The following is a 17404-nucleotide window of genomic DNA, read 5'->3' as shown; positions in this document are numbered from 1 at the left end:
GATAGGTTTTGTTCAACATGTTAGCGACGAATTCGTGGGGGCGTCAAGTAAATGTAAGGGCTTACACCGCGTCGCGCCTCCCGTTGTCAAGAGGTGTATACGAAAGTAAAGACTAGTATATGGCTGGCCTTATCCCGCATTCCTATACTAGAACTAGGAACGAAAAAGCCGCGAATCAAGCGGCGGATCATCCATATCGAGTCCAAATGGAGGGGTAGTATGACGAAGAAAAAGAAGATGTTTATGATCATCGCCGTAATTTTCTGCCTGGCACTGAGCGCGTGCAGCAAACAGTCGACGAATGATCCCGAAGCTAAGCCGAGCGAATCCGCGAAAGCGGCCGCCACCGCCGCGCCGGAAAGCGGGAACGAAGTCGTCGAAGTGTCGACGGTCTCGATCAGCGACCAGTACTTGAAGTTCGACGAGGGCGAAAGCTTCGAGAAAAACTCCGTTTACGATGCGTACGAGAAAGACATCGGCGTGAAAATTACGAATAAGTGGATCGCGGCGGATGTCGCCCAGTTTAAAGAAAAGGTAAAAATTACGATCGCGTCCAACGATCTTCCCGACTTCATGCTGGTTAACGCGACGCAGCTCAAAGAGCTGACCGAAGCGGATATGATTATGGATATTACGGAAGTGTACGACCAAAACGCAACCGACGAAACGAAGCAGTTCCTGACGATGGACGGCGGCATGCAGCTCAAGACGGCCACGTTCGACGGTAAGCTGATGGGCATTCCGAGCTCGTACAATCCGTACCAATATCAGTATATGTACGTGCGCACAGACTGGCTCAAGGAGCTGAACTTGCCGGAACCGAAAACGATGGCGGATCTCATGACGATCGCCGAGGCGTTCAATACCAAAAATCCCGGCGGCTCCGCGACGCCATCCGGACTTTCCGTTAGCAAAAACCCGTTCAGCATCGAAACGGGCGTAACCGGTCTTCGCGCGTTCCTGAACGGCTACCATGCCTACGAGAACATGTGGATCGAGGATGGCAACGGCGGCCTCGTCAACAGCGACATTCAGCCGCAGGTGAAGGTTGCGCTTGCCGCCCTTCAAGAGATGTTCAAAAAAGGATTGATCGACCCGGAGTTCGCCGTTAAAGATACGGAGAAAGCTGCCGAAATGCTTTACGACAACAGCACGGGTATCGTATTCGGCGCATCTTGGGTGCCTGCTCAACTCGTCAAAGGCGCCGTGAAAGACGGTAAAGTCGTTCAGGAGTGGGGCGTATTCCCGATTCCGTCCGTGGACAGCAATCCGACATTAAACCAAATCGGGCTTGGCGTGGACGAATATTACGTAATCTCCAAAAAAGCAGAGCATCCGGAAGGCGTCATCAAATTGGTTAACCAATGGATCGCGGTCGACAATCATCCGACCGAAGAGCAGAAAGTCTATGAATACGGCAAAGACCGCAAAGAGAAGGGCAACAACTACTGGCTGCTTAGCCCGCTCCGCGTAGGCAAACAAAAGGACAACAACGGCGAAATCCTGCCTAAGGCGATTGAAGCCAAGGATCCGAGCATCCTGCAAACCAAAGACCACAAAACGCGGTACGAGCGCGCGATGAAATACGTCGACGGCGATACCAGCATGTGGTGGGAGTACCTGATCTCCGGTCCGAAAGGCGCGTTTTCGCTCGTTCCGACTATTCAGGAAAACAAACAATACCTGCAAAATAAATTTTACGGCGCGCCGACGGCGACCATGGCGGAACGCCAGGAAATCCTGCTTAAGAAACGCGACGAGGTCTACTTCAAGATCATCATGAACCAAGTTTCGGTAGATGAATTCGATGCCTTCGTAGAAGAATGGAAGAAGCTGGGCGGCGACGAAATCACGAAGGAAGTCAATGAATGGTACGCAACCCATAAATAAGCGAGCAGCTAACGATATCGGGGGATGGGGTGATTCCCTCCCCCCTATTTTTTCTAGGATAGAAACAGCGAGGTGAACGGCTTGAACGGACTTGCAAGACTATGGAAGAGAGAGTGGCCCCTGCATATGATGCTGATTCCGGCCATCCTATTAGTATTGATTTTCAGCTACGTTCCGATGGCCGGCATCATCATGGCGTTTCAGAAGTACGTGCCGAACAAAGGTTTGTTCGGTTCGCCATTCATCGGCTGGAAAAATTTCCGGCTGCTGCTGGACTATCCCGATATCGGGCGCATCTTCTACAATACGGTATTCATTGCCTTGATGAAAATCGTAGCGGGCCTCTTCGTCCCGATCTCGATCGCGATCTTGCTGAACGAGCTGCGGAGGGAATGGGTCAAACGAACGTTCCAGACGCTTGTCTATTTGCCGCATTTTATGTCTTGGGTGCTGCTTAGCGGGATATTGGTGGACATTCTGTCGCCGACATCCGGCGTATTCAACCAACTGCTTGGATTTTTTGGCGTGAAGCCGATTTTCTTCTTGGGAAGCAATGAATGGTTTCCTTACGCGATGGTCATCTCCGATGTCTGGAAGGAGTTCGGTTTCGGAACGATCGTCTACTTGGCGGCGCTGACCGGCATTAACCCTTCGCTGTACGAGGCTGCGGAGATCGACGGAGCGGGCAGGCTGAAGCAGACTTTCCATGTTACGCTGCCCGGAATGATGCCCATTATCGTGCTCATGCTGACGCTGAATATCGGCAACGTGCTGAACGCCGGCTTCGAGCAAATTTTTAATCTTTATAGTCCCCCGGTTTATGAAAGCGCGGATATTATCGATACGTTCGTGTATCGCATGGGCGTGCAGCAAGCACAGTTCGGGTTTGCCACGGCCGTAGGCCTGTTGAAATCGGTCGTATCGTTTATTTTCATATCGTTATCTTATGTCTTGGCCTACAGGCTGGCGAATTACCGCATCTTCTAAGCGATGCAGAAGGGAGAACTACCATGACCATAAACAGATCATGGGGCAGAAAGCTGTTCGAAGGCTGCAACTATGCATTCCTGCTGCTCATTTCTTTGTTATGCCTTATGCCGATTATTCACATCCTGGCCATCTCGTTCAGCTCCGGCGCCGCGGCGGCCGCGGGCAAGGTGGCGCTATGGCCCGTCGAATTCACGACTGCCGCTTACGAGAATGTTTTCGGGAAGCCGGAATATTTGCGCGCATTCTGGGTGTCGGTCCAGCGCGTCGTGTTCGGCACATCCCTCAGCATGCTGCTGATGATCATCACGGCTTATCCCTTGTCCAAGGATCCGCGCCAGCTGCGTCTTCGGACGTTCTACGCCTGGTTGTTCGTATTCACGATCCTGTTCAGCGGAGGGCTGATCCCTTCCTACTTGACCGTAAAGTCGCTCGGCTTGATCGATACGATGGGCGCGCTTATTCTTCCTACCGCGATTCCGGTGTTCAACGTTATCCTGCTGCTGAACTTCTACCGGAGCCTGCCGAAGGAGCTGGAGGAGTCGGCGCGGATCGACGGCGCGGGGCATTTCCTTACCCTGTGGAAAATTTACGTGCCGCTTTCGCTTCCGGCGCTGGCGACGACGGGACTCTTCACGATGGTCGGACACTGGAACAGCTGGTTTGACGGGATGCTGTACATGAATCATACTGAAAATTATCCGCTGCAAACCTTCTTGCAGACCGTTATTATTAAGCTGGATTTCCGGTTTATTAAAGCGGAAAACGTCGAGCTGATGATGAAGCTGTCCGACCGCACGAGCAGGGCGGCCCAAATTTTCGTGGCGGCCTTCCCGATCCTGATCGTGTACCCGTTCCTGCAGCGGTTTTTCATCAAAGGCATCGTTATGGGAAGCGTGAAGGAATAGAAGCCGGCGCATGGGGGGACGAACGATGAAGAGTGGACTATTCCTTACCAACTCCTCCATATTTCCGAAAATAATGGTCGCCTTTCTGGCGGCCTTATTGCCGCTCTTGGCGATTACGTGGATGATTATCGAGCAGGGCTCCGGGCGCATTCGCGGCGAAATTTCGGGTTCGGTGCTGGGTACGACGGAGTATTACATGGATTCGCTCGACAAGGAAGCGGACCGCATCGGCCGCTATTTGCCCAACTACGTCATGGATCAGGATTTGATGGAGATCGCGACGACGGGCAATGACATGAGCTCCTATGAGAAATCCAGCAAAATTTTGGATATTCAAAAAAGGCTAGACCTCATGAGGAATTCGAGTCCGTTCATCCGGGAGACAAAAGCTTTTATTCCGGTCATCGAGCGGACGGTGCTGAGCAATAGCTTCGAAACCTTCCTCGAAGAGGATGAATACGCGGCGATGAGACAAAGCGAGAAGCTGTACGCGGAGCCGTTCATCGCTTGGCGTGACCGGCTGTTCATATCCATGCAGTACCCGAACAGCACGACCAAACATCCGTTATATATCGTGTCGGTGGAGCTGTCGATTTCCGAAATCAGGAAAACGCTATCGCAGATCGGAGGCACGCGGGGCGGGAGCAGCGTACTGCTCAATCTGGAGCGGAATTGGAGCATCGAGAGCGGCGCGGACGCCGAATTGCTGCGGCATATGAAAGCACTCGCAGCGTCGAAGAGAGGCTCGGGTGCCAAGGAAGGCAGCGAAACCGTCACCTTTAAAGGCGAATCCTATATGGCCGTCTATACGCATTCCGACATTTGGAACGCATATGCGATTACCTACGTGCCCGAAGGGTCGGTTCTAGGCTCGCTGCAGGTGTACCAGACCTTGTTCTGGTGGGCATGCGCGCTCGCGGTCGTCATCGTGTTGTACTTCACATATTTCCTGCGGATGTTCATTTACCGTCCGCTCATGAAGCTTGTTCATTCCTTCCGAAGGGTTCAGCAGAACCGGCTGGAGACGATCGCGATCGACCGCGGGGCCGACGAATTCGGCTACTTGTACGAAGCCTTCAACGATACGGTGCGACATTTGAAAACGTTGATCGAAGAAAATTACGAGGGACAAATCCGCAACCAGCGTTCGGAGCTGAAACGGCTGCAGTCGCAGATCAATCCCCATTTTCTCTATAATTGCTTTTTCGTATTGTGCAGACTGATCAAGTCGGGGAATCAACAGGAGAAAGCCTACCGGTTCTGCCTCCATATCGGTCAGTACTTCCAGTTCATTACGCGCAACGACGAAGACGATATCCCGCTCGCGCTGGAGACGGAGCATTCCCGCACGTACGTCGAGATGCAGTCGATTTGTTACGGGGAGCGGATACAGGTAGCCTTCGACTGCGATAACCACGACATGCCCGTTCCGAGGCTGATCCTTCAGCCCGTCATCGAGAACGCGTACAAACACGCCTTCGGCCAAATGTTAGGCTCAGGCGAGCTATGGGTGCATAGCGATCTGAAGGACGGCGCGTTTTCCTTCTACGTCGAGGATAACGGCGACCGCATCACGGACGAGGAGATCGAGCTCATCCGGAAGAAGCTGCGCTACTCCGCGAACAGGATCGAGGAAACGACGGGCCTTCTGAACGTACACCGTCGAATCCAGCTGCGCTGCGGGGAGGACTACGGGATCTCGGTAGACCGTTCCGAGCTGGGCGGCTTGCAAGTGAGAATAAAATTGAGCGCGAGCTGAGGGGGAATCCGCATGTATAGACTGCTCATCGTCGATGACCTGCCGATAATCGTGGACGGTCTGCTGGAGCTGTTCCAGGGAACGGAGCGTTTGGAGCTTGAGGCCATGAAGGCCTATTCGGGGGAAGAGGCGCTCGAGCTTTTGTCCCGGCACCGCGTCGATATCGTGCTCTCCGACATTAAGATGCCCGGTATCGAAGGCATCGGGCTGCTGCGCGAGATCAAGGCGCAATGGCCGTCCTGCAAGGTGATTTTCCTGACGGGGTATAACGACTTCCAGTATGCGAGGGACGCGGTGACGCATGGCGGATTCGACTATATCCTGAAGGTCGAGAGCGACGACAAGATCATCGAGGCCGTGGAACGGGCCATCGGGAAACTAGACGAAGAGCGGGACCAAGCTCAGATCGTCAGGAAAGCGCAGACCAGCATGAGACGCGCGCTGCCCTCGCTTCAGAAGGAGTATATGTTAGGGCTGCTGCAAGGCAAAACGGCATCGCGAAGCGAGCTGGAACGATTGTTCCGCGAGATGGATATTCCGCTCGATCCGCGCTTGCCGGTTCACGTGCTCATCGGGCGGATCGACGCCTGGAAGGAGATGTTCTCCGCGCCGGACAAGGCGCTGCTGGCCTACGCGCTTCAGAATGTCGGCGACGAATATTTGTCCATGGGGGTGCGCTGCCACTCCGTCGTGTTCGAGCTGTCGAAGATCGTCTGGCTCGTTCAGCCGCAAGCCCGGGACGACGACGGCTCGGCCGAAGCCGGCATCATGGATGCTGTAAGAGCTGTCCGATATACAGGCGGCATATTGGAAACGGTGCAGGCTACCTGCAAGCAGCTGCTTGGCCTTTCGGTTTCTTTTGCGTTTGGGAGCCAGCCCGCGGAGTGGGAGAACTTATCGGACCGGTTCCATTCCGTCAAATACGATTTGGCACAGGGGCACGGTTTGTTTCACGAGGTGATCCTGATCGATCGGGACCAATCCGCGGAGGTGGAGGAAGCCGCCAAGACTGCCGGACACCGGGACGGCTTCTACCACGCCCGGGTTCAGCTGCTGGCGGGCTGCCTGGAGAACAACCATCGGGAGCCCTTTTACAAGCTGTATGCCGAACTGACGGCGATCTGGAACGAGCCGGGGATGCCGAACGAGAGGAAAATCGAATTGTACCATTCGATCTCCGCGGTATTCCTGTTCCACCTCCATCGCAACCGGGATGCTTGCGAGCATGCCAATACGCAGATGGACCTCGAACCGCTGTTCGGGCGGGGCGACGCGCTGCCATGGCCGGAGCTGGTTCATTATTACCGCCAGTTGGCCGATTGTTTTTTCGAATGGAATACGCTGAACGGCACGCTGCTTCCGACGGAGGTCGTCAATAAGGTGCATCGCTACATCGAGGAGCATATCGCGACCGATATTTCCTTGAACGCGCTGGCCGATTACGTAGGGCTGAACCCGTCGTATCTGTCGCGGCTCTACAAGCAGAGCACGGGCATCGGCTTGTCCAAATACGTCAATGACTTCCGCAACGTGACGGCTCAGGACATGCTGCTGAACACGTCGATGAAAGTAAACGAGATCGCGGCTGCGCTAGGTTACAACTCGGCGCTGGCGTTCATTCGGTTCTTCAAGAAGCAGAACGATTCGACGCCGCTCGAATTCCGTTCGGCGCGCAGCCAGCCGCAAGCGAAAGGTCAATAAATGTATACGAAATGTAAGGAACGGTCTCTTTCTCCCGGCTTGCTTTCGCTTCTACAATGAAAGGGCGATAGAAGGCGCTACGAGGAGGAGAAACGTTGAAACCATTAACAGCCGTCATGTTGGGCGCAGGCAGCAGAGGAAGATATATTTACGGACCCTACGCGGAGAAATTTCCGAATGAACTAAAGATCGTTGCGGTAGCCGAGCCGGACGACGAACGAAGAAGCAGGTTCGCCGATCTTCACGGAATCGGGCCGGAGCATGCTTACGATAGCTGGGAGCGCGCGTTCGACCAAGGCCTCATCGCCGACGTCATGATCATTTGCACGCTCGACCGGATGCATTACGAGCCGGCCATGAAGGCGATGGAGCTTGGCTACCACGTTATGCTGGAGAAGCCGATGTCCCCTTCCATGGAGGAATGCATCCGATTGGAGGAGGCTTCGCACCAATTCGGGCGCCTGCTCGCCGTGACGCATGTGCTGCGGTATTCGCCGTTCTGGTCCGGCATCAAGAAGTGCATCGACGACGGCGAGCTCGGCACCGTGGGGACGATCCAGCTCACCGAAAACGTCGGCTACCGCCATATGACGCATAGCTACGTGCGGGGCAATTGGCGCAAGTCGGAGGAGACGAGCCCGATGATTCTGGCGAAGTCCTGCCACGACTTGGACTTGATTTCTTGGCTCATGCAGCAGCCTTGCACCGGCGTCAGCTCGTTTGGCTCTTTGCTGCACTTCCGGGCGGAGAACGCGCCGGACGGTTCGGCCGAGCGATGCATCGACGGCTGCGCGGTGGAGCGGGACTGCGCGTTCTCGGCGCTGAAGCAGTACCTGCAGCAGCCGAGCCGCGAGTGGGCGCGGTACATGACGGACGACCTAAGCCAGGAGGGTATCCTCAAGGCGCTGAAGGAAGGTCCGTTCGGGCGCTGCGTCTATCGCTGCGACAACAACGTCGTGGACCATCAAGTGGTTAACATGGCGTTCGCGAACGGTGCGAGCGCGTCGTTCATCATGACGGGGCATACCGAGAGCGGGACGCGCCGCGTGCAGATCATGGGCACGGGCGGCGAAATTTTAGGAGACATGGACAAGGGCTCGTTCACGCTGTTCCGCCATGCGACTGGCGAGCGCGTCGAGATCCGCTGCAACGTCGAAGGCGACGGGCATGGAGGCGGCGACGAACGGATGGTGAGCGCGTTCCTGCAGGGCGTCCGCGGCTTTGACCGCAACCCGGCTCAGGGACTCACGTCCGCCACGGCTTCGCTGCAAAGCCACTTGATTGCCTTCGCGGCCGAACATTCCCGCTTGAACGACGGCCTTGCCGTCCGCATTGCCGATCTGCGGGAGCAGGGAGCGGAGGTTCGCTAGACTTTTTGCCATACTTAAGCCTCACGAGGCGAGCCGATGCTCCCCGTGAGGTTTTTTTGGCAGGATTGCGAGAAACGCCTGCGCCGGAACCGCATACCTATCACCGGCAACTGCCGAACCGCGAAGCGGGCCCGGCGCTGCGCCCTTTCGCCGCCTCGGCTAAGCCAAGTAAACAAATGTATATGCAAAGTCGGAACTTATCTCTTTGATCGGCGGGGCAAGTTTCTTATTGTTACTGTATGGACGACGCGATTGTTCTCGTTCTACGACTCTAACATGGAAAGGGAGCAGAACATGATGAAACGTACGAAAAAATGGATGGCGCTCGCCGTCTCGGCGGCCATGCTGCTGGCGCTTGCGCCGTCCGCCTATGCGGAGACGCAGGGTCAGGAGGCGGCGCAGCCGGAAATCCAAGCGGAAGCGGATGGCCCGCAGCTCCGGAACCTTGCGCTCGGACTGGACTACGAATGGTCGGAGGCGCCGGAGGCCGCTTATCCCGACGGCGCGCGGAAGCTGACGGACGGCGTGCATGGGGCGCTGAATATGTCCGATCCGGCGTGGGTCGGGCATGTGAAGAAGATGACGCGCGAGGTCGTTTTCGACCTGGGCGAGCGCAAGTCGATCTCCGCCATCAAGGCGCGGTTCATGCAGGATTGGCCGACGAATTCGATGCTCGTGCCGCTTACGGTATCGATGTACGCCTCCGACGACAAGGTGAACTGGGGAACGCTAACCCACAAGTCGACTCAGCTGCTATGGGGGGACGGGCCTCCGAGAGAAGAGGTATACGAATGGAACGGCAGCGCGGACGGCATCAAAAGCGGCAACCTGGACGCGGACATGGCTTATGCGCGATACGTGAAAGTGACGTTCTCCATGCATACGAGAGCGTGGACGTTCATCGACGAGATCGAAATCATCGGCGCGGACGGTCAGGTCGCGGGCGCCGTGGCGGTTCCAGCCGAGCAGCCGGCTCTATTGGCGCCGGGCGAAGCGACGGCGGGCATCCATAACCTCGGCCTTCTGTATAACGGCCATTACCCGAACGGCAAGGGGGATTGGACGAAGGAGCGGATCATTCCCAATATCAGTTACGTGAATAAGGATGGCGTGCCGGTCGACCGGCTGTTCGATGGTATTCTGTACCTCGGACTGACCTCGTCGGCAGGACGCGGCTACAATGGCGGCGCCAATAAGAGCGATTGGGAATGGTATCTCAACAAAACGTTCGCCGCGACGGGCGACATGTACCAGCTGAACGAAGCGAACAAGGAGGTCGGGGCCAAGCTCGCCAAGCCTGACGAGAAGCTGAAGGTCGTGCTCATGATCCCGGATCCGGGCGAATATATGACCGACTTCGGCGACGTGGACGGCGACGGCGTATCGGAAAACTTCAGCGCATCCTCTGTCGGTGAATTGCAAGCGCTGTCAAATAGGGAAAAGGTCGTCCAGTGGTGGCTGGATCTGGTACAGCAGCGTTGGACGGCAGCGGGCTACTCCCACCTCGAGCTGGTCGGCTTGTACTGGCTGGAGGAACAGATCAGCACGGGACCAAAAGGGCCGGATCTACTGAAGTCGACGAGCGTGAAAGTGCATAACGAAGGGCTCAAGTTTTTCTGGATCCCGCATTTCTTGGCGTATAAGGCCCATATGTGGAAAGATGTCGGCATCGATGCCGTCTCGTTCCAGCCGAATTACTTTTTCGAGCCGATGGATGTTGACCGCCTCGAAGACGCCGCCAACATCGCGAAGCGGTATGGGATGAGCCTCGAGCTCGAATTCGACGACCGGATGATGACCGACGCCGTATTCCGGGAGCGGTACATCGATTACTTGAACAGCGGCGCTCAGACCGGATTGATGCAATCGGGCTTCAAGGCGTACTATCAAGGCAATAATGCCGTGTACGATACGGCGGTGAGCGCGGATCCCGCGACAAGGGTTCTGTACGATTGGCTGTATCAGTTCGCGAAAGGCACGTACGTCGTAAACAACGCTTTGCCGCCGGAAGCCGAAGTGAGAATGAACGGAGAGCTCCTTCAAGGGGGCGCGTCCATCCCGGAAACGGAGAAGGTTCAGTTCACTTGGGACATTCCTAACGACGACGGCAGCGGGCTCACCAAAGTAACGGCCGCCTTTAACGGAAAGCCGTACACGGAGGGCACCGAGATCGATCTGGCGGGGAAGCCGGGCAAACACGAGTTGGTCGTTACGGTAGCGGCGGGCAAGTCCCGCAAAACGACATACGTCATCGAGGCCGAAGCAAACGCGTCGACCATGAAAGCGGCCGTCGACCGATTCGGAGCCGACGGTGCGATCACGGATGCCGCCGCGGTTCGCTCCCTGAACAACTATTTGGAGCTGATGAAGCGTTACAAGGGGATCGATGAGACGAAAGCCGAGGCATACACGAAAGGATTTAATGCCAAGCTGGACTTATTCAAGCAGCAAGGCGTCCTAACGGACGGCGCTTATAACGCGCTGAAGGAAAGCGTCTACTATTTAATTGGCAACTTGGCGACGGATAAAACAGCGGAAGCTTCGACGGTGGAAGCGGGCAGCCCGAACCTGATGCCGGCGAAAGCGGTCGACGGCTTCCCGTCCACGAGATGGGCAAGCGAGCTGTACGACAACACGTGGTTCCAGGTCGATCTTGGGGAATCGAAAGAGCTGGACACGGTCCGGATCGATTGGGAGTACGCGCGCGCCAAAACCTACAAGCTGCTCGTCTCGGGCGATAAACAAACGTGGACGAACGTGATGGGGCAGGACGCGCTCATTACGGCGAAGGACGGCAAGGAGACGGTTCGGTTCGAGCCGATCAGCGCCAGATACGTCAAGTTCGAAGGCGTGAAGAGGGAGACGTTTTACGGTTATTCCTTCTATGAATTCGGCGTCTTTCAATTGGAAGGCGAGCCGGAAGAAAAACGCATAGACGGGGTGAGAGCGTCGATCGACGCGGCATCCAAGAAAGTAACCGTGGACGGATTGATCATGAACGGCGACCTTGCGAACGTGAGTTTGAAGGTGATGGATCCGAAAGGGAAGCTGCACCATGAAGCCGATACGGCTAGTACGGAAGCGGGGAGCTTCCGGTTCGAATTCACGCTGACCGGCAATACCGAAGGCATCTACGAAGCGTATGTGTCGACGGACGACATGAATGAACCGATGAAGGTAACGTTCGAATACAAAAAGCCTGCTCCCGGCGGCGGTGGAGGCGATCCCGTCACGCCGAGCGTCGACCTGTTCAAGCCGCAAGCGGACGGCTCGGTCAAAGCGGAGATCAGCGCGAAGCCGGAGCAAGGCGGCAAAACGGCCGTCGGTACGGTCGGCGAGCAGGACTTGCGGAAGGCGATCGCGGCGGCGAAGCCGGATAAGGACGGCAAGCTGCGGGCCACGATCGTGCTGAAAGGCACGGGCGATGCCGAGCTTTACGCGTTGGATTTTCCGTCCGCATTCCTCTCCGATTATCCGAACCTAACGATCGAAGCGCAGCTCCCTTCGGCGACGGTCTTGCTCGCCGGTGACATGCTGCCGAAGACGTCCCAGACCGGCAAGCAGCTGCGCGTGAACGTCCGGGAACGGGACGGCCGCTCGCTGAAGCCGGACGTAAGAGGCCGCGTAGCCGGCAGGCCGGTGCTGGAGCTATCCATGGAGACGGACGGCAAAACGTACGAGTGGAAAAACGAGAAGGCGGCAATCGTCGTGACCGTTCCATACTCGCTCGCAAGCCAAGAGTTGCCCGAGGAAATCGGCGTTTTGTCCATCGCGGACGGTGAAGCGACGGATGTTCCGTCCGCTGCCTACTTCGAATCGGGCAAACATATCCGGTTCCAGACGAACCAAACGGGCTTATTCGCGGTATATCGCAACATCCCGGCACCCGATTTCGCCGACTTGAACCAGCATGTTTGGGCGCAGGAAGCGGTAGCGAAGCTGGCGGAGCTTGGGATCGTGAACGGAACCTCGACGACGGCGTTTAGCCCGTCCGAGAGCGTAAGCCGGGCGGACTTCATCCTGATGCTCGTTCGCGCGCTGGACTTGCGGGGGACGTCCGAATCCGAAGACATGTTCCCGGATGTCGACCCGCATCGTTATTACGCCGAGGCGGTCGCGATCGCGAAGCAATTGGGCATCGTGACCGGCAAGGACGAAGAGCGTTTCGCGCCCGAAGACAAGGTGAGCAGGCAAGAGATGATGGTTATGGCGGCCAGGGCGATCGCGGCGGTGGATGCTGGTGAGATTGGGGGCGATCCCGCGTCGCTCGAAGCATTCAAGGATGCTGGCAGCGTGTCCGGCTATGCGGCGGAAACGGTCGCGGGCATGGTGGAGGCAGGGCTGATCCGAGGCAACGGCGGTTCGATCAAGCCAAGCGGCCAGGCCACAAGAGCCGAAACCGCGATTTTCCTGTACCGGCTATTGGCGTTCATTAACGCCATATAAAGTTCGCGGCATTTAAGAAGGCCGGCGACGCTAACGAGCGTTGCCGGCCTTCGATTTTTTTGGAGCATGCCCGTCTCCGGGTTCAAATGCCTCTGTATTTCTTATTATTATAGCGCCCGCATTCGGTTGTTTCTCGGGTTGTGCTCGACCTCTGCAAGTCCCAGTGCCTCAAGCAGCGGGGGGACATACATGCCGAAGCGGCCGCGGAAACCTTTCTTGAGTCCGTACCAGCCGCCGACCGGGTTCTCGGGCGAGCGCCCCCAGGCTTCAACGGTGCCCTCCTTGGCTGGCTTCTGTTCGTCGGCGCTGCCGAGCTCCATCCAATCGCCATGCCGCTTCAGCATGGCATGCAGATCTTCGACGCAGCGATAGTCGTAATGAAGCACCGTTTTGCCGACCGTGCAAACGATAATGGGGTTGCCGTCCTTCTCGTCTTTGTACATTTCGTATTCGGAGGTTTGCGGCGGCGTTTTCAGCTTCCATGGATTTTCTTTGGTTCCGAGGGTTGTCATAAGCCCACTCCTTCTCTTAAACGGTTCGAGTCTAGCATAGCACAAGCGATAGCGAAATGCGCAATGCAAACGGCATGAACGAGGAGCTGAAGATGAACCAATATCGAATACAAAAATTGATGCATTTCGTGCATCAATTTTTTCTTTTTGAGGGCTGCTTGGTCGAAATAATGCATTGAGTGCATCATTTTAGGGGGATTTGAGCCCGCCTGGCTCTGGGTAACGGAGAAATGATGCAGATTAGCAGGTTTGTCTCCAGGACGCACATTTGTTAACACATATTCATGCGCAAATGCAGCAATTTCCGTCGTGCCCACCGCGGAAAGAAAATGTAGTGTGCGATCAGAGTGCACAAATGCAGCAATGTGCGGCGTGCCAACCGGAAAGGTTGCGAGGTGTGCGATAAAAGTGTGTGGCGAGGTTTTCTCTCAGGCATTCATATAAAGGTAGGGAAACGCCATATAAATGGGTTATAGCCGCTAATCCGATGTTCGTAGGGGGCAATGGCCATGGAGATGCTGATCCTTGTGCCGCTCGCAGTCGCTTGCGCAGCGGGGTTTCTGTTGTTCCGCAGAAATACGGTGGCCGTCAGCCGCGAACGCTTCTCCACGGCCGGGAGGCTATCCGTCATCATCCCGGCCAGGAACGAGGAGAGCAACCTGCCGTACCTGCTCGGCTCCCTGCAAGTCCAGTCCATCGACGGGATGGACATCATCGTCGTGGACGACCATTCCGAAGACCGTACGCGGGCGATCGCCGAGAGCTTCGGCGTCCGTGTCATCGCGAGCCCGCCGCTTCCGCTGGGCTGGACAGGCAAAAATTGGGCCGTGGCGAACGGGTATGCGGCGGCCACTGGAGACTTGCTCGTCTTCCTCGACGCGGATGTCCGGCTCGCCCCGGATGCGCTGCCCTCGCTGCTCGCGGCAAGGGAGAGGTCGGAGGGCGTTATCTCCGTCGTACCCTACCATCATGCGGAACGATTTTACGAGAAACTGGCGCTCATTCCGAATTTGCTGGGATTATACGCGTTCACCTCGCCCATGGAACGGACGAATCCGGCTCAGGGCTTGTACGGTGCATGCATCGTGGCGACTCGGGAGGATTACGAAAAGGCGGGCGGACACGAGAGCGTGAAAGGAGAGCTGCTGGACGACCTCAATCTCGGCGCGAGGTTCAGGGAAGCCGGCATTCCCGTCCGCAACTACATCGGCTTTGGCATGGTATCGTTCCGCATGTACCCCGGAGGCATCCGGAGCGAGGTGGAGGGCTTCAGCAAAGGAGCCGTGCTAAGCACAGGCAAGCTTAGCACGAAGACGACGTTGCCCGTCGCGGTATGGTTAATTGGGTTAATCGCGTCGGAGTCGGCGCCCTTCTTCATCGGGACGGACTGGGCACTGCCGCTCGCGATCGCGTATCTAATCTACACGGTTCAAATCTATTATTACGGTCGCTATGCGGGACGGTTCGGTCGATGGCTTCCCGCCCTGCATCCGCTCAGCACCGCGTTCTTCCTGTTCATCATGCTTTATTCGATCTTCCAAGTCGTCTTTTTCGGGCGGGTTGCCTGGAAGGGCAGGAAGGTGAAAGTAGGAGGGAAGGAGCCGTGACGATCCTGACCTACGCCGCGTGGACGGCCTTCTGCTTCCTATGCGGTTCTCTCATGTTCTCGTACTGGATCGGCTTGTTCGCCAACAAAAACGTAAGGGAGCACGGAGACGGCAATCCCGGCGCGCTCAACTTGTGGAAGGCGGCCGGTTTCGGTTACGGGCTCGCCGGCATCGCGTTCGACTCCCTTAAAGGATACGTACCGGTGCTGCTGCTCGTCCATTCGGGCCAAGCGGCCGGGTACGGGCTTGTGCTGCCGTCCGCCGCCGCGCTGCTCGGCCATATGTTCTCGCCGTTCCTGCGCGGGAAGGGAGGCAAGGCGATCGCCGTCACGTTCGGGGTTTGGAGCGCGCTGACGGGGTTCGCCGCGACGCTTGCCTACGCCGTCATCTTGGCGTTGCTGCTGCTCGGAGGCCGGCTTATTCGTAGCGGCAAACCGTCTACTCCAAGGGCGGATGGCTTCCAGGTCGTGCTCGGCATGCTGCTGCTGACGGTGTGCGTCCTCGTCTTCGGGGGCTCGGACGCTCTTCCGCTGGCGGCGTTCGGACTCGTCAATTTCTTGCTGCTCGCGTATGCGCATCGGAGGGAGCTGCGGGCGCTCATTCGCATCAAGCGATTAGGGTAACGAAATCGATTTTAAAGGCTTCTCCGCCGGACCTTCCATCACCTCGCCTGTCATCGAGAATCGGGAGCCGTGGCAAGGGCAATCCCATGTCCGTTCGCCGTCGTTCCATTCCACCTCGCAGCCCATATGGGTGCATGTCGTATCGACGACGTACAGCTTGCCTTCCTTGTCCCTGTACGCTCCGGCTCGGCGGCCATGCACGGTGACGGCCGAGCCTTCGTCCGGAGCCAAATCTTCGGGTTTCCGGCGAACCATCTCCAGCTTGCCGCCGACAAGATGTTTGGCTACGTCGAAGTTGTCGACGACCAAATTTTTGAGCGTCTTTAACGATAACGAACGGGAAGGCGCAAACAATTCCTCGTATTCATTGTTTTTCTCTTGAATGAGATCGCTAATCAGCATAGCGGCCGCCGTTCCGCTTGTCATTCCCCACTTTTTGAAGCCGGTCGCGATATAGATATTGGGGGAGGAGGCGGTAATGCGGCCGATATACGGGATCTTGTCCCCGGTGACCAAATCTTGCGCCGACCAACGGTAAGCGATATCCGATGCATTGAAATGCTGTGAGGCATACGCTTGCAGCGCTTCGTAATGATTAATCGTACAGATGCCTTGTCCGGTTTTGTGGTTTTGCCCGCCGACGATCAGCAGTGGCGTTCTGTCCGAGGACGCTGCGCTGCGGATGGAGCGTGTCGGCTCTTCCGCGCTAATATACATGCCGCCGGGATACGTCTGATCGGTCTTGATGCCAAGCGCGTAAGAGCGCTCCGCGTGCATGCGGGCGAAGAAGAAGCCATGGCCGTCATAGAATGGAAAATGTGAGCAGACGACGATGTGTTTACATGTAACGGAATGGCCGTCAGCTGTCACGACTTTGGGTTGTGGACCCTCTTGAATGTCGACGGCGGTCGTCTGCTCATACAGATGGCAGCCGGCTTCGGCCGTCATCTTCACTAGAGCGGCCATGTACTGAAGCGGATGGAACTGGGCTTGCCCATCCATTCGGACCGCGGCTTTCGCCGGGACGTTAAGCGGAATTCGGTCCAGATATGCGCCGTGAATGCCTAATGACTCGTATGCGGACATTTCGTTCTGCAGCTTCTGCACATACTCGTCCGAATTTGTAAATACGTACGCGTCCTGTGCTTGCAAGCCGCATTCGATGGCCTGCTGTTCGATCAATGACTCCATAAACTTGCGAGCATCTTGATTCGCTTTAAAATAAAGCGCCGCTTTCTCTTTGCCTTCCTGCTTGATCAGCTCATCGTAGATTAGATGGTGCTGGGCGGTTATTTTGGCGGTTGTATGGCCCGTCGTTCCATGCAGCAGCTTACCGGCTTCAAGCAGCGCGACTTTAACTCCTGCTTGCGTTAGTTTGTACGCTGTTGTAATGCCGGAGATGCCACCGCCTACAATGGCGACGTCTGCCTCAATATCATGCTGCAGTTTAGAATAGGAAGGAAGTCCTTCGATCGCTTGCATCCAAAGTGACTCCGGATACGTTGGCAAGGGTGGAATGTTCGTCATGGATACGCTCGCTCCTTATAAATGGTGTGTTCCATTCATTCCTTTCCTAATTGCCGGATTCTATTCGAATCGCA

General features: G+C 56.5%; 11 protein-coding genes. 9 read left to right on the top strand and 2 right to left on the bottom strand.

Annotated features, from left to right (window positions below):
• Positions 1–219 precede the first annotated feature (219 nt).
• From RB620_RS23600 to RB620_RS23570, 7 genes are all read left to right on the top strand, one after another.
• Positions 220–1890, top strand: coding sequence for an extracellular solute-binding protein (locus RB620_RS23600; RefSeq protein ID WP_308098688.1), 1671 nt, complete (start codon positions 220–222; stop codon positions 1888–1890).
• Positions 1891–2016: 126 nt separating this feature from the next.
• Positions 2017–2877, top strand: a complete 861-nt coding sequence (locus tag RB620_RS23595) for an ABC transporter permease (protein ID WP_308098757.1) — start codon at positions 2017–2019, stop codon at positions 2875–2877.
• Positions 2878–2900: 23 nt separating this feature from the next.
• Positions 2901–3785 (top strand): carbohydrate ABC transporter permease, encoded by an 885-nt coding sequence (locus RB620_RS23590; protein ID WP_308098686.1) that lies wholly within the window; start codon positions 2901–2903, stop codon positions 3783–3785.
• 25 nt (positions 3786–3810) lie between these two features.
• Positions 3811–5544 (top strand): histidine kinase, encoded by a 1734-nt coding sequence (locus tag RB620_RS23585; protein WP_308098684.1) that lies wholly within the window; start codon positions 3811–3813, stop codon positions 5542–5544.
• 12 nt (positions 5545–5556) lie between these two features.
• On the top strand, positions 5557–7245 hold the full coding sequence (locus tag RB620_RS23580; RefSeq protein ID WP_308098682.1) for a response regulator: 1689 nt from the start codon (positions 5557–5559) through the stop codon (positions 7243–7245).
• Between the two features lie 95 nt (positions 7246–7340).
• Positions 7341–8615, top strand: coding sequence for a Gfo/Idh/MocA family protein (locus RB620_RS23575; RefSeq protein WP_308098680.1), 1275 nt, complete (start codon positions 7341–7343; stop codon positions 8613–8615).
• Positions 8616–8909: 294 nt separating this feature from the next.
• Entirely contained in the window at positions 8910–13061 is a 4152-nt protein-coding gene (locus RB620_RS23570) for a DUF4855 domain-containing protein (RefSeq protein ID WP_308098678.1), read from the top strand.
• Between the two features lie 107 nt (positions 13062–13168).
• On the opposite strand, the gene RB620_RS23565 is transcribed toward RB620_RS23570, so the two are convergent.
• Positions 13169–13573 carry a DUF6855 family protein gene (locus tag RB620_RS23565; RefSeq protein WP_308098677.1) on the bottom strand — a complete coding sequence of 135 codons (405 nt, stop codon included), beginning with the start codon at positions 13571–13573 and terminating at the stop codon, positions 13169–13171.
• A gap of 509 nt (positions 13574–14082) precedes the next feature.
• Between RB620_RS23565 and RB620_RS23560 the strand changes: the two genes are divergently transcribed.
• A complete protein-coding gene (locus tag RB620_RS23560) occupies positions 14083–15180 on the top strand; it encodes a glycosyltransferase (protein WP_308098675.1) in 1098 nt (365 codons plus the stop codon).
• Complete coding sequence (locus tag RB620_RS23555; protein WP_308098673.1) at positions 15177–15803, top strand: glycerol-3-phosphate acyltransferase; 627 nt, start codon at positions 15177–15179, stop codon at positions 15801–15803. The genes RB620_RS23560 and RB620_RS23555 overlap by 4 nt, the downstream gene beginning before the upstream one ends.
• On the opposite strand, the gene RB620_RS23550 is transcribed toward RB620_RS23555, so the two are convergent.
• Positions 15795–17330: an FAD-dependent oxidoreductase gene (locus RB620_RS23550; protein ID WP_308098670.1), complete on the bottom strand. Its 1536-nt coding sequence runs from the start codon at positions 17328–17330 to the stop codon at positions 15795–15797. The genes RB620_RS23555 and RB620_RS23550 overlap by 9 nt on opposite strands.
• Positions 17331–17404: the final 74 nt, after the last annotated feature.

Origin of the sequence: Paenibacillus sp. LHD-117 (assembly GCF_030929555.1) — a bacterium.
Lineage (GTDB): Bacteria > Bacillota > Bacilli > Paenibacillales > Paenibacillaceae > Pristimantibacillus.
The sequence above is the reverse complement of the archived record's forward strand: the minus strand, read 5'-3'. Positions and strand labels throughout refer to the sequence as shown.

Bases quoted from the DNA above. Each gene is read 5' to 3' on its own strand.
- RB620_RS23600 (WP_308098688.1), top strand. From the start codon at position 220: ATGACGAAGAAAAAGAAGATGTTTATGATCATCGCCGTAATTTTCTGC.
- RB620_RS23595 (WP_308098757.1), top strand. From the start codon at position 2,017: ATGATGCTGATTCCGGCCATCCTATTAGTATTGATTTTCAGCTACGTT.
- RB620_RS23590 (WP_308098686.1), top strand. From the start codon at position 2,901: ATGACCATAAACAGATCATGGGGCAGAAAGCTGTTCGAAGGCTGCAAC.
- RB620_RS23585 (WP_308098684.1), top strand. From the start codon at position 3,811: ATGAAGAGTGGACTATTCCTTACCAACTCCTCCATATTTCCGAAAATA.
- RB620_RS23580 (WP_308098682.1), top strand. From the start codon at position 5,557: ATGTATAGACTGCTCATCGTCGATGACCTGCCGATAATCGTGGACGGT.
- RB620_RS23570 (WP_308098678.1), top strand. From the start codon at position 8,910: ATGATGAAACGTACGAAAAAATGGATGGCGCTCGCCGTCTCGGCGGCC.
- RB620_RS23565 (WP_308098677.1), bottom strand. From the start codon at position 13,573: ATGACAACCCTCGGAACCAAAGAAAATCCATGGAAGCTGAAAACGCCG.
- RB620_RS23560 (WP_308098675.1), top strand. From the start codon at position 14,083: ATGGAGATGCTGATCCTTGTGCCGCTCGCAGTCGCTTGCGCAGCGGGG.
- RB620_RS23550 (WP_308098670.1), bottom strand. From the start codon at position 17,330: ATGACGAACATTCCACCCTTGCCAACGTATCCGGAGTCACTTTGGATG.